Origin of the sequence: Pseudomonas frederiksbergensis, from assembly GCF_003732665.1 — a bacterium.
GTDB classification, from domain to species: Bacteria; Pseudomonadota; Gammaproteobacteria; order Pseudomonadales; family Pseudomonadaceae; genus Aquipseudomonas; species Aquipseudomonas frederiksbergensis_G.
Genome location: NZ_MOBP01000006.1, coordinates 456,612 through 481,625 on the forward strand (window position 1 = coordinate 456,612; position 25,014 = coordinate 481,625).

The 25,014-nt window shown below is 58.7% G+C and carries 21 protein-coding genes; 11 read left to right on the forward strand and 10 right to left on the reverse strand.

What is annotated here, in order from left to right:
• Positions 1 to 233 precede the first annotated feature (233 nt).
• Positions 234 to 2,825: a glycosyltransferase gene (locus tag BK665_RS12060; RefSeq protein WP_123405729.1), complete on the reverse strand. Its 2,592-nt coding sequence runs from the start codon at positions 2,823 to 2,825 to the stop codon at positions 234 to 236.
• A gap of 214 nt (positions 2,826 to 3,039) precedes the next feature.
• Between BK665_RS12060 and tcdA the strand changes: the two genes are divergently transcribed.
• Positions 3,040 to 3,858, forward strand: coding sequence for a tRNA cyclic N6-threonylcarbamoyladenosine(37) synthase TcdA (gene tcdA / locus BK665_RS12065; RefSeq protein WP_123405731.1), 819 nt, complete (start codon positions 3,040 to 3,042; stop codon positions 3,856 to 3,858).
• 78 nt (positions 3,859 to 3,936) lie between these two features.
• Here the strand turns inward: tcdA and BK665_RS12070 are convergent, their stop codons facing one another.
• The 9 genes from BK665_RS12070 to map all read right to left on the reverse strand — a co-directional run bounded on the left by BK665_RS12070 (position 3,937) and on the right by map (position 14,171).
• Positions 3,937 to 4,347, reverse strand: a complete 411-nt coding sequence (locus tag BK665_RS12070; protein ID WP_123405733.1) for a SufE family protein — start codon at positions 4,345 to 4,347, stop codon at positions 3,937 to 3,939.
• Positions 4,344 to 5,549, reverse strand: coding sequence for an aminotransferase class V-fold PLP-dependent enzyme (locus tag BK665_RS12075; protein ID WP_123405735.1), 1,206 nt, complete (start codon positions 5,547 to 5,549; stop codon positions 4,344 to 4,346). The genes BK665_RS12070 and BK665_RS12075 overlap by 4 nt, the downstream gene beginning before the upstream one ends.
• Before the next feature lie 161 nt (positions 5,550 to 5,710).
• The gene (dapD, locus tag BK665_RS12080; RefSeq protein WP_123405737.1) at positions 5,711 to 6,745 is read right to left on the reverse strand and encodes a 2,3,4,5-tetrahydropyridine-2,6-dicarboxylate N-succinyltransferase; all 1,035 of its coding nucleotides are present in this window, start codon (positions 6,743 to 6,745) and stop codon (positions 5,711 to 5,713) included.
• A gap of 33 nt (positions 6,746 to 6,778) precedes the next feature.
• Positions 6,779 to 7,141, reverse strand: a complete 363-nt coding sequence (locus BK665_RS12085) for an ArsC family reductase (RefSeq protein WP_123405739.1) — start codon at positions 7,139 to 7,141, stop codon at positions 6,779 to 6,781.
• Positions 7,142 to 7,509: 368 nt separating this feature from the next.
• Entirely contained in the window at positions 7,510 to 8,289 is a 780-nt protein-coding gene (locus tag BK665_RS12095; protein WP_123405743.1) for a zinc metalloprotease, read from the reverse strand.
• Positions 8,290 to 8,356: 67 nt separating this feature from the next.
• Positions 8,357 to 9,088, reverse strand: coding sequence for a M12 family metallopeptidase (locus BK665_RS12100; protein WP_123405745.1), 732 nt, complete (start codon positions 9,086 to 9,088; stop codon positions 8,357 to 8,359).
• A 153-nt stretch (positions 9,089 to 9,241) separates the two neighbouring features.
• The gene (gene dapC / locus BK665_RS12105) at positions 9,242 to 10,438 is read right to left on the reverse strand and encodes a succinyldiaminopimelate transaminase (RefSeq protein ID WP_123405747.1); all 1,197 of its coding nucleotides are present in this window, start codon (positions 10,436 to 10,438) and stop codon (positions 9,242 to 9,244) included.
• 203 nt (positions 10,439 to 10,641) lie between these two features.
• Entirely contained in the window at positions 10,642 to 13,344 is a 2,703-nt protein-coding gene (locus BK665_RS12110) for a [protein-PII] uridylyltransferase (RefSeq protein WP_123405749.1), read from the reverse strand.
• A 44-nt stretch (positions 13,345 to 13,388) separates the two neighbouring features.
• Positions 13,389 to 14,171, reverse strand: a complete 783-nt coding sequence (gene map / locus BK665_RS12115; protein ID WP_123405751.1) for a type I methionyl aminopeptidase — start codon at positions 14,169 to 14,171, stop codon at positions 13,389 to 13,391.
• A gap of 373 nt (positions 14,172 to 14,544) precedes the next feature.
• On the opposite strand from map, the gene rpsB reads away from it, so the two are divergent.
• From rpsB to BK665_RS12165, 10 genes are all read left to right on the forward strand, one after another.
• Entirely contained in the window at positions 14,545 to 15,282 is a 738-nt protein-coding gene (gene rpsB / locus BK665_RS12120) for a 30S ribosomal protein S2 (RefSeq protein WP_003219330.1), read from the forward strand.
• A 189-nt stretch (positions 15,283 to 15,471) separates the two neighbouring features.
• Positions 15,472 to 16,335: a translation elongation factor Ts gene (gene tsf, locus BK665_RS12125; protein ID WP_123405753.1), complete on the forward strand. Its 864-nt coding sequence runs from the start codon at positions 15,472 to 15,474 to the stop codon at positions 16,333 to 16,335.
• 211 nt (positions 16,336 to 16,546) lie between these two features.
• Positions 16,547 to 17,290 carry a UMP kinase gene (gene pyrH / locus BK665_RS12130; RefSeq protein WP_003172271.1) on the forward strand — a complete coding sequence of 248 codons (744 nt, stop codon included), beginning with the start codon at positions 16,547 to 16,549 and terminating at the stop codon, positions 17,288 to 17,290.
• Positions 17,287 to 17,844 carry a ribosome recycling factor gene (frr, locus tag BK665_RS12135; RefSeq protein ID WP_084322273.1) on the forward strand — a complete coding sequence of 186 codons (558 nt, stop codon included), beginning with the start codon at positions 17,287 to 17,289 and terminating at the stop codon, positions 17,842 to 17,844. Before pyrH ends, frr begins: the two co-directional genes overlap by 4 nt.
• Positions 17,845 to 17,857: 13 nt before the next feature.
• Complete coding sequence (gene uppS, locus BK665_RS12140) at positions 17,858 to 18,613, forward strand: polyprenyl diphosphate synthase (RefSeq protein ID WP_123405754.1); 756 nt, start codon at positions 17,858 to 17,860, stop codon at positions 18,611 to 18,613.
• Positions 18,613 to 19,419, forward strand: coding sequence for a phosphatidate cytidylyltransferase (locus tag BK665_RS12145; protein WP_123405756.1), 807 nt, complete (start codon positions 18,613 to 18,615; stop codon positions 19,417 to 19,419). Before uppS ends, BK665_RS12145 begins: the two co-directional genes overlap by 1 nt.
• Positions 19,416 to 20,606 carry a 1-deoxy-D-xylulose-5-phosphate reductoisomerase gene (ispC, locus tag BK665_RS12150; protein ID WP_123405758.1) on the forward strand — a complete coding sequence of 397 codons (1,191 nt, stop codon included), beginning with the start codon at positions 19,416 to 19,418 and terminating at the stop codon, positions 20,604 to 20,606. Before BK665_RS12145 ends, ispC begins: the two co-directional genes overlap by 4 nt.
• Positions 20,607 to 20,660: 54 nt before the next feature.
• Positions 20,661 to 22,013 carry a sigma E protease regulator RseP gene (rseP, locus tag BK665_RS12155; RefSeq protein ID WP_123405760.1) on the forward strand — a complete coding sequence of 451 codons (1,353 nt, stop codon included), beginning with the start codon at positions 20,661 to 20,663 and terminating at the stop codon, positions 22,011 to 22,013.
• A 74-nt stretch (positions 22,014 to 22,087) separates the two neighbouring features.
• Positions 22,088 to 24,463 (forward strand): outer membrane protein assembly factor BamA, encoded by a 2,376-nt coding sequence (gene bamA / locus BK665_RS12160; protein WP_123405762.1) that lies wholly within the window; start codon positions 22,088 to 22,090, stop codon positions 24,461 to 24,463.
• A gap of 45 nt (positions 24,464 to 24,508) precedes the next feature.
• Entirely contained in the window at positions 24,509 to 25,012 is a 504-nt protein-coding gene (locus tag BK665_RS12165; RefSeq protein WP_054047181.1) for an OmpH/Skp family outer membrane protein, read from the forward strand.
• Positions 25,013 to 25,014: the final 2 nt, after the last annotated feature.

Consider the following 25,014-nt stretch of genomic DNA (forward strand, 5'->3'; position numbering starts at 1 on the left):
AACTCCGAAAAACATGAATTTGGGCGCGGACTAAATGTGGGAGCGGGCTTGCTCGCGAATGCAGTGTGTCAGTCAGCATAAATGGTGATTGTTACACCGCCTTCGCGAGCAAGCCCGCTCCCACAGGGATTGGGTTCGATCGGCAAACCGTATTCCGCCAAGCCCTGCAAAATGGCGGTTATCTTAAAGCAAAACGGCGGCCATTGGCCGCCGTTTAGTGCATCTGGACTGATTTAGACGGCTGGTAGCGGCTCAGGCTCGGCGGCCGGTTTCGGCAGCGAAGACAGGAACGCCATGATCAGCGCCGCCAGGTACGGCAGCGACTGCACCAGCAGCATGATCACCCAGAAGCGGATGTCGTTGCTCGGCAGGCCCTGCACCAGGAAGATCCCCAGTGCCGCGCCCCACAACAGCAGCATGATGAACACCTCTTCCCGCGCCTCCGAAATCGCCACCCAGAAGCCGTGGTTATCGGCGTTTTTCGGCGTGCGGAAGAACGGAATGCTGCTGGTGAAGAAGCCGTACAGCACCGCTTTGGCGATGGTGTGAGACAACGCCAGCCCGGCCAGTGCGGCGCAGAATGCATCCTTCAGATTGACCCCGACCGCACGGCGGTACAGGAAGATGATCTTGGCCACTTTGAATACGAACAGCGCCAACGGCGGGATCGCGAAGATCAGCAGCGGTGGATCGACCCGTTGCGGCACGATAATCATCGCCGCCGACCACAACAGGGCGCCGACGGTGAAGAAGATGTTCATGCCATCCGCGACCCACGGCAACCAGCCCGCGAGGAAGTGGTAACGCTGGCCACGGGTCAGCTCGGTGTCCTTGCCGCGCAGCAGGCTGGCGGTGTGACGCTTGATGATCTGAATCGCGCCATAGGCCCAGCGGAAACGCTGTTTCTTGAAGTCGATAAAGGTATCCGGCATCAGGCCTTTGCCGTAGCTGGTGTGGTAATACGCCGCCGACAATCCTTTTTCGAATACCCGCAGACCCAGTTCGGCGTCTTCACAGATGCACCAGTCGGCCCAGCCCAGTTCCTCGAGCACCGAACGGCGGGTCATGGTCATGGTGCCGTGCTGGATGATCGCGTCACGGTCGTTACGGGTGACCATGCCGATGTGGAAGAAGCCTTTGTATTCCGCGTAGCAGAGCTTCTTGAAGGTGCTTTCGTTCTGGTCGCGATAATCCTGCGGCGACTGCACCACAGCGATTTTCGGATCGGCGAAGTGCGGCACCATGTGCTTGAGCCAGTTCGGGTCGACGCAGTAATCCGAGTCGATCACCGCAATCACTTCGGCATCCTTGGCGGTGTGCGGGATCAGGTAATTCAGCGCGCCACCCTTGAAGCCAGCCAGCGGGGCGACGTGGAAAAACTTGAAGCGCGGGCCGAGGGTTTCGCAGTAATCGCGCACCGGTTCCCAGACCGCCGGGTCTTTGGTGTTGTTGTCGATGATCAGGACTTCGAAGTCGGGATAGTCGAGGTTGGCCAAGGCGTTGAGGGTCTGTTTGACCATCTCCGGCGGTTCGTTGTAGCACGGTACGTGAATCGAGACTTTTGGTCGGTAGTCCGAATCCCCCACGACCGGCAGGAATTCTCGCCGGCGCTTGTGGGTCCAGACCGCTTCAGCCAATTCATGGGCCTCGGTCAGCAACACGATAAACACCCCGAGCGCACCGAGGGCAAGCAAGAAGCCCACCGTCAGGCTGAACCAGGTGCTGTATTGCTGGCTGTAGTCGTAACCGATCCACACCAGAACCGAACCGCACAAAAACGCGATAAAGGTCAGGAACGTGCGGCCCCGTTGGCGCAGGGCCGAACCGTCGATCATCAGCAAGGTCAGGGACAGCAAGGCCAGTACGGCCGAGCCGATCGCCAGCACGCGCCATTGCGGTATCGCGACCACCGGGCCTTCGAAGTTGAATTTCTGCTGGCGCGCCGCGTTGAATACGCCCCAGTAAGCGCCCACCGAACCTTCGTCCGTGGCCTTCCACGGCTGGTCAAACGCTTCGATCACGAAGTAGTTGAAGCCTTGGCGATTGAGCTTGTTAACCAACGTGCGCAGGTAGATCGCCTGGTCCGCCGGGCTCGAATCGGTGCCGCCACGCATGCGGCCGTTGCTCGGCCAGCCAACCTCCGAGAGCAGCAGCGGTTTTTTCGGGAACATCTTTTTCAGGTCCCGGGCGCGGTCGAGAACGAACTGACCAGCCTTGTCCACCGGGATGAATTCCCAGTACGGCAGAACGTGGGCGGCGATCAGGTCGACGTGCTTGGCCAGTTCCGGGTGTTCTTCCCAGACGTGCCACTGCTCGGACGTGGTCACCGGCACTTTCACGGCGGCGCGCACGCGATCAAGGATGACGCTGAGTTCGGCGGCGGTAATTTCCTTACGGAAGATCGCCTCGTTGCCTACAACTACGCGAACCACGCTGCGGGAGGTGTTGGCCAGTTCGATGGCGCGCAGGATCTCGCGCTCGTTGCGTTCCTGGTCCGGGCTGATCCAGATCCCCAGGGTCACCCGCAGGCCGAACTCTTCCGCCAGTTTGGGGATGTCCTGCAGCGTGCCGTCGACCGAGTAGGTACGGATGTTGTCCGTCAGCTTGCTCATGATCTCCAGGTCGCGACGCATTTCATCGTCGGTCGGGTACTGGTCTTTCTGTGGGTACTGGCCTTGTTGGAACGGCGAGTACGAAAAACCGGAGATCTGTTCAGGCCAGTTGGGGGCGGTGACCGGGCGGTTGATCAGCGCCCAGAAGCCGGTAAACAAGGCAGCGATGGCGAGCACCACAACCAGGTTGAGTCCAAATTTACGCGATGACATAGCTATTTCAGGTTCCAAAGGCTGTGGAACGAAGGAACGGGTCGGCGGTTGGCCAAGGGGCGCGCATCCTACACCGTGCTTTCACTTACCGTACAGCAGGCAAGGAAAAGCCTCACATTTGGCACTGAAGTTTGTCTTAAGTTCTTACACTTATAGCCGGATGGTTAAAAGTTCTCCCGTTGTGGCCCTATAATGCGCGCCGGTTTTTGGGGTAATGGTCATGAGTACAGAAGATCCGCGGTTTGCCGGCATCGCTCGGTTGTATGGCATTGAAGGCCTGGAGCGCTTGCGCGCGGCCCATGTGGCGATTGTCGGCGTCGGTGGTGTCGGTTCCTGGGCGGCGGAAGCCGTGGCCCGCTGCGGCGTGGGCGAGATTTCGCTGTTTGACCTGGACGATGTCTGCGTCAGCAACGCCAACCGTCAATTGCATGCGCTGGACAGCACCGTCGGCAAGCCCAAGGTCGAGGTGATGGCCGAACGCCTGCGCGGGATCAACCCGGACTGCACGGTGCACGCGGTGGCGGATTTCGTCACCCGCGAGACCATGGCCGAGTACATCACGCCGAATATCGACTGCGTAATCGACTGCATCGACAGCGTGAACGCCAAGGCTGCGCTGATTGCGTGGTGCAAGCGGCGCAAGATTCAGATCATCACCACCGGCGGCGCGGGCGGGCAGATTGACCCGACGCTGATCCAGGTCTGTGACCTGAACCGGACCTTCAACGATCCGCTGGCCTCGAAAGTGCGCTCCACGCTGCGCCGCGACTACAACTTCTCCCGCACCGTGACCCGCCATTACAGCGTGCCGTGCGTGTTCTCCACGGAGCAACTGCGCTACCCGAAACCGGATGGCAGCATTTGCTTGCAGAAGAGTTTTGTCGGCGATGGCGTGAAGCTGGACTGCGCCGGCGGGTTTGGCGCGGTGATGATGGTAACGGCGACGTTCGGCATGGTCGCGGCGACCAAGGCTGTGGATAAGATTGTGGCGGGCGTGCGGCGGCCGGCGGATCGGGTCAAACCCGAAGCTTGAAGTAGCCCCCTGTAGGAGCGAGGCTTGCCCGCGAAGGCGTCGAACCTGACACACCGCCTTCGCGGGCAAGCCTCGCTCCTACAGGGGCGTGGCCAACTCATTCATTCGCTGTAACACGGCATTCAAGCCATTACTGCGCGAAGGCGACAACTGCCGGCTCAATCCAAGCTGATTAAACCACTCCGGCAAATCCACCTGCTGCAACTCAGCCGCTGACAACCCATTGACCCGCGCCAGCAGCAACGCGACCAACCCGCGAATCAACCGCGCATCAATGCTTGCGGCAAACTGCCATTGGCCTTGATCCAGTGCGCCCACCAGCCACATCCGGCTTTCGCAGCCGTGCACCCGGTTGGCGTCGACCTTATCCACATCACTCAGCGTTGGCATGCGATCGCCCCATTGCAGCAGCAGTCGCGCCCGCTGTTCCCAGCTCATCGCTTTCTGAAAAGTCTCCAGCGCCAGAATGGCATCGGCCGGCAAACTCATCGCAGCAACTCCAGCGCCTGATCCAGCGCTTCAAAGAACCGCTCCAGATCCTCGGAATCGTTGTACAGCGCCAGCGACACCCGAATCGCCCCGGCCAATTCGAAGCTTTTGAGCAACGGCATGGCGCAGTGATGACCGGCGCGCACGGCGATGCCCTGTTCGGTCAGCAGATGCGCCAGATCGGAGTTATGCACACCCTCGACGACAAAACTGGCCAGCGCCAACTGTGGTTTTCCCAGCAGATGAATGCCATTGCGCGCTTCAAGACCTTTGAGCAAATAGTCATGCAACGCTTCTTCATGGGCGGACACCGCGTCCTGATCCAGGCCCGTCAGGTAATCCAGAGTCGCCCCCAGGCCGATCACGCTGGCAATCGGTGGCGTACCAGCCTCGAAACCCAGCGGTGCCGGGCGGAAGCGGGCGTCGTGGTAGTTGGCGTCCAGCACCATCTCGCCGCCGAATTGCCACGGACGCAACTGTTCAAGGGCTGCATTGCGCCCGAACAGCACACCGAGGCCATCGGGGCCGTAGAGTTTGTGACTGGAAAACACATAGAAGTCGCAACCCAACGCCTGCACGTCATGCCGGCCGTGGACCACGCCTTGGGCGCCATCGACCACGGTCAGCGCGTTGTGCGCCTTGGCCAGCGCCAGCAATTCGGGCAACGGTTGCCAGACGCCCAGTACGTTGGACAACTGACTGACCGCCAACAACCGGGTGCGCGGGCCGATCAACTGTGCGGCGACGGCAACGTCGATCACGCCGTCAGCATCCAGCGGCAAAATCACCAGTTTCAGGTCGCGGCGCAGGGCCAGTTGCTGCCAGGGCAACAGATTGGCGTGATGCTCCAGGGCGCTGATGACAATTTCATCGCCCGGATTGAAGAGGTGTTCCAGGCCATAGGCCAGGAGGTTCAGCGCGGAGGTCGCGCCGTGGGTAAAGATGATCTGCCCGCAATCGCCAGTATTGAGCCATTGCGCGACTTTGCTGCGGCTGTCCTCGAACGCCTGGGTGGCGTGGGCGCCGGGCAAGTGCTGCGCCCGATGCACGTTGGCCGCGCCATTGGCGTAGTAATGCGCCAAGGCATCCAGCAGGGCTTGAGGTTTTTGCGTGGTGGCGGCGTTGTCCAGATAGGTCTGGTCTTGCCGTTGCAGAGCGGCGATGGCCGGAAAATCGGCGCGCCAGGGAGAGGCAATCATCATGTCATTCGGCCCTAATGAACATGAGCGAGTGTACGCCTGACCTCCTGAGCCAGTAGGAGCGAAGCTTGCTCGCGAAGCCTTTGGCGGCCTCAAGGGCCCCTTCGCGGGCAAGCCTCGCTCCTACACAAGTGCAGGAAGCAGGTGATCGTTTGACGTGTTGCTTAGTTGTGAGCGTGCAGCGCTTCGTTCAGTTCGATGGCCGATTTGTGGGTTTTGCATTCCACGGCACCGGTCTCCGAATTGCGACGGAACAGCAGGTCCGGTTGACCGGCCAGTTCACGGGCCTTCACGACTTTGACCAGTTTGTTGTGCTCGTCCAGCAGCGCCACTTTAGTGCCAGCGGTCACGTACAGGCCCGACTCAACGGTGTTGCGGTCGCCCAACGGGATACCGATACCGGCGTTGGCGCCGATCAGGCAGCCTTCGCCGACCTTGATCACGATGTTGCCGCCGCCCGACAGGGTGCCCATGGTCGAGCAACCGCCGCCCAGGTCCGAACCCTTGCCGACGAACACGCCAGCCGACACACGACCTTCGATCATGCCCGGGCCTTCGGTGCCGGCGTTGAAGTTGACGAAACCTTCGTGCATCACGGTGGTGCCTTCGCCCACGTAGGCGCCCAGGCGAATCCGTGCGGCGTCAGCGATACGCACGCCGGCCGGGACCACGTAGTCAGTCATTTTCGGGAACTTGTCCACCGAGAACACTTCCAGCAGCTCGCCGCGCAGGCGGGCTTCGAGTTGATGCTCGGCCAGTTCGGCCAGATCGATGGCGCCCTGGCTGGTCCACGCGACGTTCGGCAGCAGCGGGAACACGCCAGCCAGGTTCAGGCCGTGGGGCTTGACCAAGCGGTGGGACAGCAGGTGCAGCTTGAGGTAAGCCTCAGGCGTAGAAGTCAGTTGTACGTCTTCAGCCAGAATAGTGGCGACCAGCGGTTTGTGGCTTTCGGCCAGACGGGTCAGCAGTGCGGCTTGGCCGGCATCGACGTTTTTCAGCGCTTCAGCCAGTTGCGAGGCCTGGGCGGTGCTGAACGCGATGGCCTGGTTGCCTTCGGTGTAACCCAGGACTGGCGCGATGGCCGCGACCAGCTCGGCCGACGGGTTGAGCAGTGGCTGTGCGTAAAACACTTCCAGCCAGGCGCCTTGACGGTTTTGAGTGCCGACACCGAAGGCCAGGCTGAACAGGGAATTGGACATGTTGATACCTCTAACAAAAAGGAACGGGCTGCCTTACTTGAGTGCGGCCGCGTAGATATCTGGCTTGAAGCCAATCAGGGTTCGGTCACCGAGATCAAGCACCGGGCGCTTGATCATCGAGGGTTGTGCGAGCATCAGTTCGATGGCTTTCGCTTGATCGAGATCGGCTTTGCGTTCGTCGTCGAGTTTGCGAAAGGTCGTGCCTGCACGGTTCAATACCACCTGCCAGCCGTGCTCATCGCACCATTGGCTCAGGTGTTCACGGTCGATTCCGGCCGTTTTGTAATCATGGAAGTCATAGGTGACAGCGTGTTCATCGAGCCAGGTGCGCGCCTTTTTCATGGTGTCGCAGGCTTTGATGCCGAAAAGGTGCAACGTTTTACTTGAAACGGTCAAGGAATTGCCCCCTTTACAGGTGCTGGAAAAAAATGGTGACGGATTATGCCATGGCCTTCCGGTTAAAGCGCAAAACCTGTGGGAGCCGGGCTTGCTCGCGAAGGCGGAGTCTCAGTCGCCATCAACGTTGCCTGACACACCGTCTTCGCGAGCAAGCCCGCTCCCACACGGATTTGTGGCGTTTCAGGGGGGATGCGATATTGATGCGACGGCCGGCTATCAGTCTAGGCGGCTAATATGGCACTTCAATGCTGTCGATTGCCTGGGCAAACGCTTTTTGCACGCTGGGGGGCGGCGTGAGGCGTCATCACCACAAGGGTGATGACGTAATGGGGGACCTGGATTCAGGCGAGGTCAACTGGGTCAGGTCAAATAAGGCCCAGTTCAATGGTGAATCCGGTGCTCTGTGGGGCCGGGTAAGGGTAGGCCTCGGCCATGAACGCCTTGTCCTTTTCACTGAGCACCAGATTGAGGTCAATCTTGAAGTCGCCTTCGGTCCATTCCTGCCGGATCGCGTAGTGCATGATCGACTTCGGATCATAGTTGGAATGACGGACGTCGCTGCCGTCGAGGCGCTGCAGATAATGTTCGTCAAGTACTGAGCGTGCGTAATGATCCTCGTCACTGTGTTCATCCAGGCCATGGGCCGCGTATAACGCGCCTCGGTCCCACGGGATAGTTGTCTCGGGATGCAGGTGCTCATGTTGGGCGCCCAGTACGTGGCCAAACTCGTGCATGACATTGGCGGCGAAAAAGGCTGGCGCACGCAAGTCCGGTGACAGACCCATGGTTGGCTCCTCTCCGCGCAGCAACGCATCGGTGCCGACCAGCGACCAGTAAGTACCGGGTGTGCAACTGATACGGATGTCGCCTTCATGCCCTTCGACAAAATCAAACTTCAGGTTGATGTGCGGCAACCAGTTGCTGGCGGCAGCGATAGTCGCGTCCTTGAAGGCTTGATCGCCGTCCAGAAAGGCAATGCGCAAAGTTCGGCCTGGTGCCCAGAAGTGGGTATGCCTGGCGACCGCACGTTTACCCCGACCCGATGCAGAAGCAACGCGGTTGGCGGGGTTTTCGGCGACGGCAGCTTCGTAAGACGCATTGATGTCATTGGCTTTTATAATCAGGCAGGGTACTTCGTTAAGCATATTCAAACTTCCATGTTTGTTGGGGAGTAATGCGGCGTAACGACTATCGTGTAGGTTTTGGCGTATTTCAAGGTGGCGAGTTGACTGGCTTTGGATACGCCTTGCGCATAGTTCGTCTATCGAGCTTGCTTATTCGCGTGTTGCGGCGAACTTCCCAGTCACCGAGCGTCAGCTCATTATCGATAACGTAGTGCATGATTGAATCTTTATCATAAGGTCCAAGCAGGAGATCAGTGCTCAGCGGCAAAAACAAGTTGTAATCGACATCTTCCTCGGTCCATTGAAAGTTATCTTTGTAAAATTCATACACTTTGGGTTTGTCCCAGGGGATATTGGCCTTGGGGTGCAGGTGTTCGTGTTGCAGTCCCAGCGCGTGACCGAACTCATGGAGGACGGTCAATTCAAAATCCGGGTCTTCGTGGTCAACGGCCAGTCTGAGCGTAGGCTCGTGTTCAGGAGCCAATGTTGAATCGGTGCCGACATAAGACTCGTTGGTTTGTGCATCGGCTTGAATGCGGATATCACCCTTTACGGCGTCGTTGAAAGTAAAGGTCAGGTTGGTGGAGGGTTCCCATTGCCTGATGATTTTTTCGATTATTTTTTTGATGTCCTCGGGCACTTCGTTGATAAAAGTAATGTTGAGCGTTCTACCATTCCCCCAGAACTTGTTCCATTGGCCGACCGAGCGTTTTTGCCTTCCGCCGCGCAACACTGTATTCCCGTTAAGCGGATTTTCCTCTATCGCTGATTCGTAAGAGGCTAGGGGGTTGGCTGGTTTTATAACTTTGCAAGTGTTCATTGCTAACGTCCATGTTCGCAGGAAATGTTTGGTATTTAACGAGCAATGAAAGGCTAAGCGAGATCAGGGGGCTTGTTAAGTTTAATTTGGCTGAGGCTGTTACTTGATGTTTAAAAAACCGCACGGCATTGCACCGTGCGGGCTGTTATTTGATTACTTGTTGGTAATAAAGGCGCGAATTCGTTCGGCGGCTTCAACGCATTCTGCCAGCGGTGCAACCAGGGCCATACGGATGCGCCCGGCGCCTGGATTGAAGCCATCCACATCGCGGGACAAATAAGAACCCGGCACTACCGTCACGTGTTCTTTGACGAACAAATCACGGCAGAACGCCTCGTCATCACCGTCGATATTCGGCCACAGGTAAAAACCGCCGTCCGGGCGCTGCACGTCCATGACAGGGCTGAGGATTTCCAGTACTGCATCGTACTTTTCGCGATACAACGCACGGTTCGCCCGTACGTGCACTTCGTCGTTCCACGCGGCGACGCTGGCCAGTTGCGTCTGAACCGGCATCGCGCAGCCATGGTAAGTGCGGTACAGCAGGAAGCCTTTGAGAATGTCGGCATCACCGGCGACAAAACCCGAACGCAGGCCCGGCAGGTTGGAGCGTTTGGACAGGCTGTGAAAAACCACGCAGCGTTTGAAGTCCTGGCGACCCAGTTCCACGCAGGCGCTGAGCAGGCCCGGCGGCGGGGTTTGTTCGTCGAAATAGAGTTCGCTGTAGCACTCGTCGGCGGCGATCACGAAGTCGTATTCATCGGCCAGGGCGATCAGTTTTTTCAGGGTGTCGACCGGGATCAGTGCGCCGGTCGGGTTGCCCGGCGAGCACAGGAACAGGATCTGGCAGCGTTTCCAGATGTCTGGCGAAACGGCGTCGAAATCCGGGTTGAAGCCGTTTTCGTCCAGACACGGCAGGTAGTGCGGCTTGGCGCCGGCGAGGAACGCCGCACCTTCGTAGATCTGGTAGAACGGGTTCGGGCTGACCACCAGGGCATCGTCGCCACGGTTGACCACGGTCTGGGTGAAGGCGAACAGCGCTTCGCGGGTGCCGTTGACTGGCAGCACATTGCGCGCCGCGTCGAGCCAGCCGTTCGGCACGTTGAAACGACGTTCGCACCAGGCTGCGATGGCCTCACGCAGGGCCGGGATGCCGAGGGTGGTCGGGTACACGGCCATCTGATCCAGATTGTTGGCCAGGGCTTCGGCGACAAAGCTTGGCGAACGGTGCTTCGGCTCGCCGATGGACAATGCAATCGGGCGCTTGTCCGGGTTTGGCGTTACGCTGCCGAGCAGGGCGCGGAGCTTCTCGAACGGGTAGGGCTGCAACTGGTTCAGAGCGTTGTTCATGCGGGGCCTCGTATAATGTGGGGGGCTCCAATCTCAGTCAAGACACAAAACCTGTGGGAGCGAGCTTGCTCGCGATGAGGGCGGCACATTCAACATCAATGTGTGCTGATCCGCCGCTATCGCGAGCAAGCTCGCTCCCACATGGGATTTGCTTAACTGAGCATTCTTGGGGTTGCCCATTCCCACAGGGAAAGTTTGTTAGTTCAGATACTCAGTCGCGACAATGCAATTCCGGGTTCGTGGCTGACGCTGAGCTGTTCAACGATCGCATCCTGCAAACGGCTGCACAGCAGTGGGTCGGACAGCGGCTGGTTGTGGGCGTCGGTGATGAAGAACACGTCTTCCACCCGCTCGCCCAAGGTCGCAATTTTGGCGTTCTGCAGCGACAGGTCGAACTCCAGGAAAATCGTGCCAATCCGCGCCAAAAGCCCCGGGCGATCCGGCGCGCTGAGTTCCAGCACGGTCACCGGACGCTGAGCATCGTTGTGGATCGTCACCTGGGGCGCAAACGCGAAATGCTTGAGCTGGCGCGGCACCCGGCGCTGGATGATCGTCGGGTAGTCGTCCGGGTTGCGCAGGGCTTCGGTCAGACCGTCGCGGATCTGCTTGACCCGCGCCGGGTTGTCGCCGATCGAGTCGCCGTCGGTGTCGAGCACGATGTAGGTGTCGAGGGTGAACTGGCTGCTGGAGGTGATGACCCGGGCGTCGTGGATGTTCAGGTTGAGCTGGTCCATCGCCGCCACGGTCACGGCGAAGAAGTCATGCTGATCCGGCGCATAGATGAAGATCTGCGTGCCGCCCTCGAATTCGCGCTGGGTGGTTTCCTTGATCAGCACCAGCGGCCCGCCATCGGCTGGCTGCTGCAGGATCGCGTCGCTGTGCCAGGCCACGTCGCCGGCGGTGTGGCGCAGGAAATAGTCGTCGCCCAATTGCGACCACAACTGCTCTACGTCATCCGGATCGGTGCCGCCGCGCACCAGGATGTCCAGGGCGGCGCTCTGGGTCTGGCGGATCTGCTCTTCGCGGTCCACCGGGTTTTCCAGGCCGCGGCGCAAGGCGCGCTTGGTTTCGGTGTAGAGCTGGCGCAACAGGCTGGCGCGCCAGGAATTCCACAGCGTCGGGTTGGTGGCGTTGATGTCGGCGACGGTCAGCACGTACAGATAATCGAGATGGGTTTCATCACCGACAATCTGCGCGAAATCGTGGATCACCTGCGGGTCGGACAAGTCCTTGCGCTGGGCGGTGGTCGACATCACCAGATGGTTCTGCACCAGCCAGACAATCAGGCGGCTGTCCCACGACGGCAATTGGTGGCGCTGGCAAAAGGCTTCGGCATCGACGGCACCGATGTCCGAATGATCGCCGTGGCGACCCTTGCCGATGTCGTGGTACAGGCCGGCCAGGTAGATCAATTCAGGTTTGGGCAGCTTGGCCATGAGCTTGCTGGCCAGCGGGAATTTTTCTGACACCTGGGTGTACTGCAACTTACGCAGGTGCTTGATCAGGTTCAGGGTGTGGGCATCGACCGTATAGATGTGGAACAGGTCGTGCTGCATTTGCCCGACAATAAAGCCGAACTCCGGCAAATAGCGCCCGAGGATGCCGTAACGGTTCATCCGCCGCAGGTTGCGATGTATACCGATCTTGCACTTGAACAGCTCGATAAACAGGCTGGTGTTGCGGATATCGTTGCGGAAATCGTCGTCGATCAGGTGCCGGTTTTCCCGCAGCAGGCGGATGGTATCGGCGCGAACACCTTTGATTTCCGGCTGTTGGGCCATCAGCACGAAGATTTCGAGCATGGCGAACGGCGTGCGGCGGAACACGTTGTTGTTGCGCGCCTCGATGTACCCATCGTGCAGTTGGAACCGCGAATTGATCGGCTGCGGCGGCGCTTCATCTTCCGGCGCGAGGATGACTTCCTCGAAATGCTGGATGATCAGGTCGCTGAGCTGGGCGATGCTCATGACCACCCGGTAATACTGTTGCATGAAGTTTTCGATGGCTTGCTTGGCGTCATCGCCTTCAAAACCCAGCAGCCCGGCAATGGAGCGCTGGTGGTCGAACAGCAAGCGGTCTTCGGAGCGCCCGGCGAGCATGTGCAGGGCGTAGCGGACCTTCCACAGGAATTCCTGGGACGAAGCCAGCAGGGCGTTTTCGCTCTCCACCAGAAAACCTTCGCCGGCCAGGGCCCGCAGGTTCAGGGTGCCGTACTCGCGACGGGCCACCCACAAAATCGTCTGGATATCCCGCAGGCCACCGGGCGAGCCTTTGACGTTGGGTTCCAGGTTGTATTCGGTGTCGTTGTACTTGTGGTGACGGGCCTTCTGCTCGGCGCGTTTGGCCAGGAAGAAGTCCTTGCTCGGCCACATGTGCGCGGTGCTGGTGACGTCGAGCATGCGCTGGCGCAGGCGCTCGGGGCCGCAGATGGTGCGGCTTTCCATCAGGTTGGTGACCACCGTCAGGTCGGCGCGGGCCTCGACGGCGCATTCGTCCACTGAGCGAACGCTCTGACCGACCTCCAGGCCAATGTCCCACAACAACGTGAGAAAACGCTCGATGGAATCGCGGAAAACTTCGTGGTCGGCGCTGTCCAGCAGGATCAGCAGATCGATGTCGGAATACGGGTGCAACTCACCGCGACCGTAGCCGCCGACCGCCACCAGCGCGATGTCGGCGTCTTCGCTCCAGTTGAACTGCTCCCAGGCCTTTTGCAGGATGTTATCGACGAACCAGGCGCGATCCTCTATCAGCCGGCGAATGTCGCGGCCGCTGCGAAAGCGCCCGTCGAGCACCTCGCGGGCCTGGCGAATCGCCTTCTTGAAGGCCGCGATCGGGCTGGCCTTCAGCGCCAGTTCCGCCTGGAACTGGCCACGGTCGAAGAGTTCGGGATCCACCTGCGGCATCGATTGGCTTTCCTTTCTATAAGGCTGGGAACGGTGCGGGTCGATCAGGCCGAAACGCGTGGGATGGTGTCATCGGCGCGCAGGGTGAAGATCTCGTAGCCGGTGTCGGTCACCAGCAGGGTGTGTTCCCACTGGGCGGACAATTTGCGGTCCTTGGTGATCGCGGTCCAGCCGTCGCCCAGGACCTTGGTGTCGGCCTTGCCCTGGTTGATCATCGGCTCGATGGTGAAGGTCATGCCCGCTTTCAGCTCCATGCCGGTGCCGGCGCGGCCGTAGTGCAGGATCTGCGGCTCTTCGTGGAACACCTTGCCGATGCCGTGGCCGCAGAACTCGCGAACCACCGAGAAGCCGTTCTTTTCCGCGTGCTTCTGGATCACTTCACCGATGTCGCCCAGGCGGCAGCCGGGTTTGACGATTTCGATGGCCTTGTACATGCATTCCTGGGTGACCTGGGACAGGCGCTCGGCCCAGACCGGCACGGTGCCGACGTGGAACATGCGGCTGGTGTCGCCGTGGTAGCCGTCCTTGATCACGGTGACGTCAATGTTCACGGTGTCGCCATTCTTGAGCGGCTTCTCGTTCGGGATGCCGTGGCAAACCACGTGGTTGATCGAGGTGCAGATCGACTTCGGGAAGCCTTTATAGTTGAGCGGGGCAGGGATGGCTTGCTGCTCGTTGACGATGTAGTCGTGGCAGATGCGGTCCAGCTCTTCGGTGGTGACGCCCGGTTTGACATGTTCGGCAATCATTTCCAGCACATCGGCGGCCAGTTTGCCGGCGATCCGCATTTTTGCGATGTCCTCGGGGGTTTTGAGGGTGACGGTCATACAGGCTCTCTCTGCGCTCATCGGCGCTTACTAATTCGGGATGGGCATTGCGCGATCGATCTTCGCGGCCCTGAAAAACGCGATTCTAACAGACGATCAGCGCAAATCTGAGCCTCTGTGCATCGCTTCTCTCTATAGATAGGCGCATTCTTGGGGGATTCCAAGGGCGCGGATAAAGGCGCGCGCCAGGAATTGAGAATCCGGGTTCCGTTTTTTGCAGCCCTGTGATATAAAATGCGCCGCTTTCCGGGGATACCCTGGAACGCTTAAATCCACACACGTGTCGACACGATGACCTGGGTGCCTTCAGCTGATGCTGCTGGTTGGTCATTGGGATACGTGGAGGCCAAACCCGACTTATTAAGGAACTATCATGTCCCAAGTCAACATGCGCGATATGCTGAAGGCCGGTGTGCACTTCGGTCACCAAACCCGTTATTGGAACCCGAAAATGGGTAAATACATTTTCGGCGCGCGTAACAAGATCCACATCATCAACCTTGAAAAAACCCTGCCAATGTTCAACGAAGCTCTGACTTTCGTAGAGCGCCTGGCCCAGGGCAAAAACAAGATTCTGTTCGTCGGCACCAAGCGTTCCGCTGGCAAGATCGTTGCTGAAGAAGCAGCACGTTGCGGTTCGCCGTACGTCGATCACCGCTGGTTGGGCGGCATGCTGACCAACTTCAAAACCATCCGTGCTTCCATCAAGCGTCTGCGTGACCTTGAAGTGCAAGCCGAAGACGGTACTTTCGCCAAGCTGACCAAGAAAGAAGCGCTGATGCGCACTCGCGATCTTGAGAAGCTCGATCGTTCCCTGGGTGGTATCAAGGACATGGGCGGTCTGCCAGACGCACTGTTCGTTATCGACGTTGATCACGAGCGCATCGCGATCACCGAAGCCAACAAGCTGGGCATCCCGGTTATCGGCGTAGTCGATACCAACAGCAGCCCGGAAGGCGTTGACTACATCATCCCAGGCAACGATGACGCAATCCGCGCTATCCAGCTGTACATGGGTTCGATGGCTGACGCTGTAATCCGCGGTCGCAACCACGTTGCTGGCGGCACCGAGCAGTTCGTTGAAGAAGCTCCGGTAGCAGCAGCTGAGTAATTGACGCCTTGGCGTTGACTCAGTAAGCAAAAAGGGGGCTTGGCCCCCTTTTTGCCACCTCGAAAACCATTTGTCGGCAGCGCAGCTACAGCCTTTGTAACGTGCAGCGGCTACAAGAAGGTTCGGGAAGAATTGAACGCCCGTTAGATCGGGTGGAATGGTTGAAAACCTATCCAAGAGGATTTTGAAATGGCAGAGATTACTGCAGCGTTGGTTAAAGAACTGCGTGAGCGTACTGGCGAAGGCATGATGGATTGCAAAAAGGCCTTGACCAAGGCCGGCGGCGACATCGAAAAAGCCATTGATGACATGCGTGCTTCCGGCGCTATCAAGGCTGCCAAGAAAGCTGGCAACGTTGCCGCTGAAGGCGCGATCGCTCTGAAAGAAGACGGTAAAACCGCCGTTCTGCTGGAAGTGAACTCGCAGACCGACTTCCTGGCTTTGCAGGATGACTTCAAGGCATTCGTTGCTTCCAGCGTTGAAAAAGCATTCGCTGACAAGCTGACTGATGTTGCTCCGCTGATCGAAGCTCAAGAAGCTGCTCGCCTGGTACTGGTCGGCAAGGTTGGCGAAAACGTCAACATCCGTCGCCTGGCACGCGTTGAAGGTGACGTTGTTGGTGGTTACCTGCACGGCAACAAGATCGGTGTTGCAGTTGTCCTGAAAGGCGGCACTGTTGAGCTGGCCAAGGACATCGCCATGCACGTAGCGGCGACCAACCCTGAATTCCTGCTGCCATCGGAAGTTTCCGCTGAAGCGGTTGAGCGTGAGAAGGGTGTGTTCCTGACCCTCAACGCTGACAAGATCGCTGGCAAGCCAGAAAACATCGTTGAAAACATGGTCAAAGGCCGTATCAGCAAGTTCCTGGCTGAGGCTTCCCTGGTTGAGCAGGCGTTCGTCAAGAACCCTGAAATCAAGGTCGGCGAACTGGCCAAGAAAGCCGGTGCTGAAATCGTTTCCTTCACCTACTTCAAAGTAGGCGACGGCATCGAGAAGCCGGTCGACAACTTCGCTGAAGAAGTTGCTGCCCAGCTGGCTGCCGCCAAGCAATAAGACGGTTTTTTTAACTGTCGCCCTGAAGAGGCTGCCCGCTTACGCGCGCAGCCTCTTTTCAGATGGGGCACCAATTTTTAATTGGTTTCCCTTTGGAACTGGCTTACAAAGCCGTGTTCCGATGGCGCTGAAGCAGCGCCAAGCTAGAGTGAACGCCAGCTGTAAACAGCTCGCAAAGAATTTTTAAAATACGCCGCAGGAGAGATTCGCAATGGCTCAGCAGGGCAGTGGTTATCAGGCTCGCTATAAACGCATTCTACTCAAGCTTAGCGGCGAGGCCCTGATGGGCTCGGAGGAGTTCGGGATCGACCCGAAAGTTCTGGATCGCATGGCGCTGGAAGTGGGCCAATTGGTCGGCATCGGTGTGCAGGTCGGTCTGGTGATCGGCGGCGGCAACCTGTTCCGTGGTGCAGCGCTGAGCGCAGCCGGCATGGATCGGGTAACCGGTGACCACATGGGCATGCTGGCCACTGTGATGAACGCCCTGGCGATGCGCGACGCGCTGGAACGTGCCAATATCTCGGCCATCGTGATGTCGGCCATCTCCATGGTTGGCGTGACCGATCACTACGATCGCCGAAAGGCCATGCGTCACCTGAACGCCAAGGAAGTCGTGATTTTCGCGGCCGGTACGGGCAATCCGTTCTTCACCACGGATTCGGCAGCCTGCCTGCGTGCAATCGAAATCGATGCTGATGTCGTGCTCAAGGCGACCAAGGTCGATGGCGTCTACACCGCTGACCCATTCAAAGACCCGCATGCCGAGAAGTTCGATCATCTGACTTACGATGAAGTACTGGATCGCAAGCTGGGCGTGATGGATCTGACTGCTATCTGCCTGTGCCGCGACCACAAGATGCCGTTGCGCGTATTTAACATGAACAAGCCCGGCGCCCTGCTGAACATCGTGCATGGCGGCGCTGAAGGGACCCTGATCGAGGAAGGCCAACAATGATCAACGAAATCAAGAAAGACGCTCAAGAGCGCATGAAAAAATCCGTCGAGTCGCTCTTGCACAACTTTGGCCGTATTCGTACCGGCCAGGCGCATCCGAGCATCCTCGAAGGCGTGATGGTGCCGTACTACGGTTCCGACACCCCGATCAAGCAAGTGGCGAACATCACCGTCAAGGACGCCCGTACCCTGCAAGTCGTTGCCTTCGAGCGCAACATGCTGGGTGCCGTCGACAAGGCTATCGGTAGCGCTGGTCTGAACCTCAACCCGACCAACCTGGGTGAGTTGCTGCTGATCTCCATGCCGGCCCTGACTGAAGAAACCCGCAAGGGCTTCACCAAGCAGGCTCGTGATGTCGCTGAAGACGCCCGTGTTGCCGTGCGCAACATCCGTCGTGATGCGAACAGCCAGCTCAAGGATCTGGTCAAGGAAAAGGAAATCAGTGAAGACGAAGAGCGTCGCGCCACTGGCGAAATCGACGACCTGACCAAAAAATACGTGGCTGAAATCGACGCGAATTTGGCGCAGAAAGAAAAAGACCTGATGGCCGTATAAGGGTCGATCTTTCATGGAAAAGACCAAGCAGACTGCGCCGTCCGCGGTGCCGCGCCATGTCGCGATCATCATGGATGGTAACAATCGCTGGGCGAAAAAACGCTTTATGCCGGGTGTCGCCGGGCATAAAGCGGGTGTGGATGCGGTTCGTGCGGTTATCGAAGTGTGTGCCGAGGCCAAGGTCGAGGTGCTGACGCTGTTCGCCTTCTCCAGTGAGAACTGGCAGCGTCCGGCCGATGAAGTCAGCGCGTTGATGGACCTGTTCTTCAAGGCGTTGCGTCGCGAGGCCAAGCGCCTCAACGACAACAACATCAGCCTGCGCATCATTGGCGACCGTTCGCGTTTTCACCCCGAGCTTCAAGCAGCCATGCGCGAAGCCGAGGCGATTACCGCCGGGGCCAATCGCTTTATCCTGCAGATCGCCGCCAACTACGGCGGTCAGTGGGATATCGCGCAAGCCGCGCAGCGTCTGGCGCGGGAAGTCCAGGCCGGGCATTTGCGCCCGGAAGACATCACCCCGGAACTGCTGCAAACCTGTCTGGTGACCGGCGACCTGCCGTTGCCAGACTTGTGCATTCGTACCGGCGGTGAGCATCGCATCAGCAATTTCCTGCTCTGGCAGTTGGCTTACACCGAGCTGTACTTCTCCGACCTGTTCTGGCCGGACTTCAAACACGACGCCATGCGCACCGCGCTGGCCGATTTCGCTTCTCGTCAGCGCCGCTTCGGTAAAACGAGCGAGCAGATCGAGTCTGGAGCCCGGGTTTAATGCTTAAACAACGAATCATCACCGCACTGATCCTGCTGCCGATCGCCTTGTGCGGGTTTTTCCTGCTCGAAGGTTCCGGTTTTGCCCTTTTCATCGGGCTGGTCGTGACTCTCGGTGCGTGGGAATGGGCTCGCCTGGCGGGTTTCACCGCTCAGCCGATTCGCGTCGCCTACGCGGCTGTGGTCGCGCTGATGCTGTTTGTCATGCACGTCCTGCCGGGGCTCGCGCCTTGGGTGCTGGGTGCCTCGGTGCTCTGGTGGGGCGTGGCGACGTACCTGGTGCTGACTTACCCGCGGTCCAGCGAACACTGGGCCAGCGCCGCGTGCAAGTTGGTGATCGGCCTGCTGATCCTGCTGCCGGCCTGGCAAGGCCTGGTACAGATCAAACAAGAGCCTTTGGGCAATTGGCTGATCATGGCGGTCATGGTGCTGGTCTGGGGCGCAGACATCGGGGCGTACTTTTCCGGTCGAGCGTTCGGCAAGCGCAAATTGGCACCGCAAGTCAGTCCCGGCAAGAGCTGGGAGGGCGTCTACGGCGGTCTGGCGCTGAGTCTGGTGATCACGTTGGTGGTTGGCCTGGTTCGCGACTGGACGGTGGCGCAGCTTTTTAAAGGTCTGATCGGCGCGGCGTTGATCGTGTTTGTTTCGGTGGTGGGTGACCTCACCGAAAGCATGTTCAAACGTCAATCCGGGATCAAGGACAGCAGCAACCTGCTGCCGGGTCACGGTGGCGTGCTCGACCGTATCGACAGCCTGACGGCGGCGATCCCGATCTTTGCGGTGCTGTTGTGGATGGCTGCGCCGTGAGCCGCCCTCAGCAGATTACCGTTCTGGGTGCGACAGGCTCGATTGGCCTGAGCACCCTGGATGTCATTGCCCGGCATCCCGAGCGTTATCAAGTTTTCGCGTTGAGCGGCTTCACTCGGTTGAGTGAGCTGTTGGCCCTGTGCGTGCGGCATACGCCGCGCTTTGCCGTGGTGCCGGAAGCAGCGGCTGCCCGGGTTTTACAGGACGATTTGCGCGCTGCAGGCCTGGCGACTCGCGTGCTGGTGGGGGAGGAGGGGCTGTGTCAGGTCGCTTCCGATCCAGAGGTCGATGCGGTCATGGCGGCCATCGTTGGTGCGGCGGGCTTGCGCCCGACCCTGGCGGCGGTCGAGGCTGGCAAGAAGATCTTGCTGGCCAACAAGGAAGCGCTGGTGATGTCCGGCGCGTTGTTCATGCAGGCGGTGCGCAAAAGCGGTTCGGTGCTGCTGCCGATCGACAGCGAGCACAACGCGATTTTCCAGTGCATGCCCAACGATTTCGCCCGAGGCCTGGGTGCGGTCGGTGTGCGTCGGATTTTACTGACAGCCTCTGGTGGCCCTTTCCGGCAGACGCCGCTGGCGCAATTGGCGCATGTTTCCCCTGACCAGGCGTGTGCACACCCGAACTGGTCCATGGGGCGCAAGATCTCGGTCGACTCGGCCAGCATGATGAACAAAGGGCTTGAGCTGATCGAAGCCTGCTGGTTGTTCGATGCCAAGCCTTCCCAGGTCGAAGTGGTGATTCACCCCCAGAGCGTGATCCATTCCCTGGTGGACTACATCGATGGTTCGGTATTGGCCCAGCTAGGCAATCCGGACATGCGCACGCCGATTGCCAACGCTTTGGCGTGGCCGGAGCGCATTGATTCGGGCGTACCACCGCTGGACCTGTTCGCCATTGCGCGCCTGGACTTCCAGGCCCCCGATGAAGAGCGTTTCCCGTGCCTGCGCCTGGCGCGGCAAGCAGCCGAGGCGGGTAATAGCGCGCCGGCCATGCTCAATGCGGCAAATGAAGTGGCGGTCGCTGCCTTTCTCGACGGACGGGTTCGTTACCCTGAAATCGCGAGTATCATCGAGGAAGTCTTGAATCTTGAGCCTGTGGTTGCGGTGAATGATCTCGAGGCGGTGTTTACCGCAGACGCAAAAGCGCGTGTGCTGGCCGAACAGTGGTTGAGTCGTCACGGGCGATAAGTGCTGCCGTACGTTGGCCCCATGCAGCACTGGATAGGATTGCGGAGAAAGTAGATGAGCGCGCTCTATATGATTGTCGGCACCCTGGTAGCCCTGGGCGTGCTGGTCACCTTCCACGAATTCGGCCATTTTTGGGTCGCACGTCGCTGTGGGGTCAAAGTGCTGCGCTTCTCCGTGGGCTTTGGCATGCCGCTGCTGCGCTGGCACGACAAGCAAGGCACCGAATTCGTGTTGGCCGCCATTCCACTGGGCGGCTACGTGAAGATGCTCGACGAGCGTGAAGGCGAAGTGCCGGCCGACCAGATCGATCAATCCTTCAATCGCAAATCCGTGCGCCAGCGCATTGCTATCGTCGCCGCAGGCCCGATTGCCAACTTTCTGTTGGCGATGGTGTTTTTCTGGGTATTGGCCATGCTCGGCAGCGAGCAGGTGCGTCCGGTTATCGGTGCGGTCGAGTCGGGCAGTATCGCCGCCAAGGCCGGCTTGAGCCCGAATCAGGAAATCGTCGCCATTGATGGCGAGCCGACCTCCGGTTGGGCTGCGGTGAATTTGCAACTGGTCCGTCGCCTCGGCGAGAGCGGAACCTTGCAGTTATTGGTGCGTGAACAGGGTTCTACCGCCGAGTCGCCTCGTGAGCTGGTGCTGGATCACTGGCTCAAGGGCGCCGATGAACCGGACCCGATTCGCTCGCTGGGTATTCGTCCATGGCGCCCGGCACTGCCGCCGATCCTGGCGGAGCTCGATTCCAAAGGGCCGGCGCAAGCCGCGGGCCTGAAGACCGGTGACCGGTTGCTGGCACTTGATGGCAAGGCGCTTGATGACTGGCAACAAGTCGTCGATACGGTCCGTATTCATCCTGATACCAAAATCATGCTGCGTGTCGAGCGTGATGGTGCTCAAATCGACGTCCCGGTGACCCTGGCGGCCCGTGGTGCAAGCAAAGCGCCGACGGGTTACCTGGGTGCGGGGGTGAAAGCAGTCGATTGGCCACCAGAGATGATTCGCGAGGTCAGCTACGGTCCGGTAGCCGCAATTGGGGAGGGTGCTCGACGCACCTGGACCATGAGTGTACTGACCCTCGATTCGCTCAAGAAAATGTTGTTCGGCGAGCTCTCGGTAAAAAACTTGAGTGGACCGATAACCATTGCTAAAGTGGCGGGCGCTTCTGCCCAGTCGGGCGTTGCTGATTTCCTGAATTTCCTTGCTTATCTGAGTATTAGCTTGGGCGTTCTGAATTTGTTGCCCATTCCTGTACTGGATGGGGGGCATTTGTTGTTTTATCTGATCGAGTGGGCGCGTGGTCGTCCCTTGTCAGATCGGGTGCAGGGTTGGGGGATACAGATCGGTATCAGTTTGGTGGTCGGGGTGATGTTGCTTGCTCTGGTCAATGATCTGGGTCGACTGTAACGCTTCGCTGAATTGCGAATCTGCCGCATTTTGCGGCAGTTTGTTTATTGCCAGTTGGAATAAGAAAGGACTTCATGAAACGTCTGCTGCTAACTGCGGTTCTCACCGTATTGATGATCGCCGAAGTTCACGCCGAGTCCTTCACTATCTCTGATATTCGCGTCAATGGCCTCCAGCGGGTCTCCGCGGGTAGTGTCTTTGGTGCCTTGCCGTTGAACGTCGGTGAACAGGCGGATGATCGTCGCCTGGTGGAATCCACTCGTGCGTTGTTCAAAACCGGTTTCTTTCAAGATATCCAGCTGGGTCGCGAAGGCAATGTCCTCGTTATCACTGTAGTCGAGCGGCCTTCGGTCGCCAGTATCGAGATCGAAGGTAACAAGGCCATCTCGACTGAAGACCTGATGAAGGGCCTCAAGCAATCCGGCCTGTCCGAAGGCGAGATCTTCCAGCGCGCTACCCTCGAAGGTGTACGTAACGAACTGCAGCGTCAATATGTCGCTCAGGGCCGCTACTCGGCTACCGTCGACACCGAAGTGGTGGCGCAGCCGCGTAACCGCGTCGCGCTGAAGGTCAACATCAACGAAGGCACCGTTGCCGCTATCCAGCACATCAACGTGGTGGGTAACACGGTCTTCCCGGATGAAGACCTGATCGACCTGTTCGAACTCAAGACCACCAACTGGCTGTCGTTCTTCAAGAACGATGACAAGTATGCTCGTGAGAAGCTCTCCGGTGACCTGGAGCGTCTGCGCTCCTACTACCTGGACCGCGGCTATATCAACATGGATATCGCTTCGACCCAGGTGTCCATCACCCCGGACAAGAAACACGTCTACATCACGGTCAACGTCAACGAAGGCGAGAAGTACACCGTTCGCGACGTGAAGCTCAGCGGTGACCTGAAAGTGCCTGAAGACCAGGTCAAGTCCCTGCTGCTGGTCCAGAAAGGCCAGGTGTTCTCGCGCAAGCTGATGACCACTACTTCCGAACTGATCACCCGTCGTCTCGGTAACGAGGGCTACACCTTCGCCAACGTCAACGGCGTGCCCCTGCCACACGACGAAGATCACACCGTGGACATTACGTTCGCAGTGGATCCGGGCAAGCGTGCCTACGTAAACCGTATCAACTTCCGTGGCAACACCAAGTCCGAAGACGAAGTGCTGCGTCGTGAGATGCGCCAGATGGAAGGCGGTTGGGCTTCGACTTACCTGATCGACCAATCCAAGACCCGTCTCGACCGCCTGGGCTTCTTCAAGGAAGTCAACGTCGAAACCCCGGCCGTGCCAGGTGTTGACGACCAGGTTGACGTGAACTACAGCGTTGAAGAGCAGGCTTCCGGTTCGATTACCGCCAGTGTCGGTTTTGCCCAGAGCGCCGGTCTGATCCTCGGTGGGTCGATCACCCAGAACAACTTCCTGGGTACGGGTAACAAGGTCAGCATCGGCCTGACCCGAAGCGAATACCAGAGCCGCTATAACTTCGGTTATGTCGACCCGTACTGGACTGCTGATGGCGTGAGCCTGGGTTACAACGCTTTCTATCGCACCACTGACTACAAAGACCTCGATGTCGATGTTGCAAGCTATGCGGTAGACAGCCTGGGTGCTGGTGTAAGCGTCGGTTACCCGATCAGCGAGACGTCGCGCCTGACCTTCGGCCTGACAGCGCAACAAGACAAGATCAAGACTGGCTTGTACACCGTTGACGAGATTTTCGACTTCGTTAACAAGGAAGGCGACAGCTACCTGAACTTCAAGGCGTCGGCCGGTTGGTCCGAGTCCACCTTGAACAAAGGCGTGCTCGCTACCCGCGGTCATTCCCAAAGCCTGACCCTGGAAACCACAACGCCGGGCAGCGACCTGTCGTTCTTCAAGCTCGACTACCGTGGCCAGTTGTTCCAGCCACTGAGCGAAAACTACACCATGCGCCTGCACACCGAATTGGGTTATGGCGATGGTTATGGTTCGACCGACGGCTTGCCATTCTATGAAAACTACTATGCTGGTGGTTTCAACTCGGTTCGTGGCTTCAAGGACAGCACCCTGGGTCCTCGCAGTACGCCAAGTCAGGGTAACAACCCGGGCACGGCGAAAGACCCGGATCAGGATCCACTGCCATTCGGCGGTAACGTTCTCATCCAGGGCGGCGTAGAGCTTCTGTTCCCTCTGCCATTCGTCAAAGACCAGCGGTCCCTGCGGACCTCGGTATTCTGGGACGTAGGTAACGTTTTTGACTCGCAGTGCAAAGACACCACCAACGCAAACGGTTCGTCGTCCAACACGAAGTGTAACGACATCAGCCTGAGCAACATGGCCAGTTCCGTCGGTGTCGGCGTGACCTGGGTTACCGCACTGGGCCCTCTGAGCTTCGCGTTGGCCATGCCGATCAAGAAACCGGATGACGCTGAAACTCAAGTGTTCCAATTCTCCCTCGGCCAGACGTTCTAAGCGTCTGACCCAAGATAACGACAATGGATTTTGTAGGAGTGCATCGTGCGTAAGTTGACTCAATTGGTTCTCCTGGCGACCGTACTGGTAGCAGGCCCGGCTTTTGCCGACATGAAAATCGCCGTTCTGAACTATCAGATGGCTCTGCTGGAATCCGACGCGGCCAAGAAGTACGCCGTGGATGCCGAGAAGAAGTTCGGTCCGCAACTGACCAAACTGAAAACACTGGAAAGCAGTGCCAAGGGTATCCAGGATCGTCTGGTTGCCGGTGGCGACAAGATGCAGCAAGGCGAACGCGAACGCCTGGAGCTTGAGTTCAAGCAAAAGGCCCGTGACTTCCAGTTCCAGTCCAAGGAATTGAACGAAGCCAAAGCCGTTGCCGACCGTGAAATGCTGAAGCAGCTCAAGCCGAAACTGGACAGCGCTGTGGAAGAAGTCATCAAGAAAGGTGCTTTTGACCTGGTCTTCGAGCGTGGCGCAGTGATTGATGTCAAACCTCAGTACGACATCACTCGCCAGGTTATCGAGCGCATGAATCAGCTGAAGTAATC

What these genes read in the sequence shown, in the direction of transcription:
- BK665_RS12060 (WP_123405729.1), bottom strand. Translation starts at nt 2,825, where the DNA reads ATGTCATCGCGTAAATTTGGACTCAACCTGGTTGTGGTGCTCGCCATC.
- tcdA (WP_123405731.1), top strand. Translation starts at nt 3,040, where the DNA reads ATGGTCATGAGTACAGAAGATCCGCGGTTTGCCGGCATCGCTCGGTTG.
- BK665_RS12070 (WP_123405733.1), bottom strand. Translation starts at nt 4,347, where the DNA reads ATGAGTTTGCCGGCCGATGCCATTCTGGCGCTGGAGACTTTTCAGAAA.
- BK665_RS12075 (WP_123405735.1), bottom strand. Translation starts at nt 5,549, where the DNA reads ATGATGATTGCCTCTCCCTGGCGCGCCGATTTTCCGGCCATCGCCGCT.
- dapD (WP_123405737.1), bottom strand. Translation starts at nt 6,745, where the DNA reads ATGTCCAATTCCCTGTTCAGCCTGGCCTTCGGTGTCGGCACTCAAAAC.
- BK665_RS12095 (WP_123405743.1), bottom strand. Translation starts at nt 8,289, where the DNA reads ATGCTTAACGAAGTACCCTGCCTGATTATAAAAGCCAATGACATCAAT.
- BK665_RS12100 (WP_123405745.1), bottom strand. Translation starts at nt 9,088, where the DNA reads ATGAACACTTGCAAAGTTATAAAACCAGCCAACCCCCTAGCCTCTTAC.
- dapC (WP_123405747.1), bottom strand. Translation starts at nt 10,438, where the DNA reads ATGAACAACGCTCTGAACCAGTTGCAGCCCTACCCGTTCGAGAAGCTC.
- BK665_RS12110 (WP_123405749.1), bottom strand. Translation starts at nt 13,344, where the DNA reads ATGCCGCAGGTGGATCCCGAACTCTTCGACCGTGGCCAGTTCCAGGCG.
- map (WP_123405751.1), bottom strand. Translation starts at nt 14,171, where the DNA reads ATGACCGTCACCCTCAAAACCCCCGAGGACATCGCAAAAATGCGGATC.
- rpsB (WP_003219330.1), top strand. Translation starts at nt 14,545, where the DNA reads ATGTCCCAAGTCAACATGCGCGATATGCTGAAGGCCGGTGTGCACTTC.
- tsf (WP_123405753.1), top strand. Translation starts at nt 15,472, where the DNA reads ATGGCAGAGATTACTGCAGCGTTGGTTAAAGAACTGCGTGAGCGTACT.
- pyrH (WP_003172271.1), top strand. Translation starts at nt 16,547, where the DNA reads ATGGCTCAGCAGGGCAGTGGTTATCAGGCTCGCTATAAACGCATTCTA.
- frr (WP_084322273.1), top strand. Translation starts at nt 17,287, where the DNA reads ATGATCAACGAAATCAAGAAAGACGCTCAAGAGCGCATGAAAAAATCC.
- uppS (WP_123405754.1), top strand. Translation starts at nt 17,858, where the DNA reads ATGGAAAAGACCAAGCAGACTGCGCCGTCCGCGGTGCCGCGCCATGTC.
- BK665_RS12145 (WP_123405756.1), top strand. Translation starts at nt 18,613, where the DNA reads ATGCTTAAACAACGAATCATCACCGCACTGATCCTGCTGCCGATCGCC.
- rseP (WP_123405760.1), top strand. Translation starts at nt 20,661, where the DNA reads ATGAGCGCGCTCTATATGATTGTCGGCACCCTGGTAGCCCTGGGCGTG.
- bamA (WP_123405762.1), top strand. Translation starts at nt 22,088, where the DNA reads ATGAAACGTCTGCTGCTAACTGCGGTTCTCACCGTATTGATGATCGCC.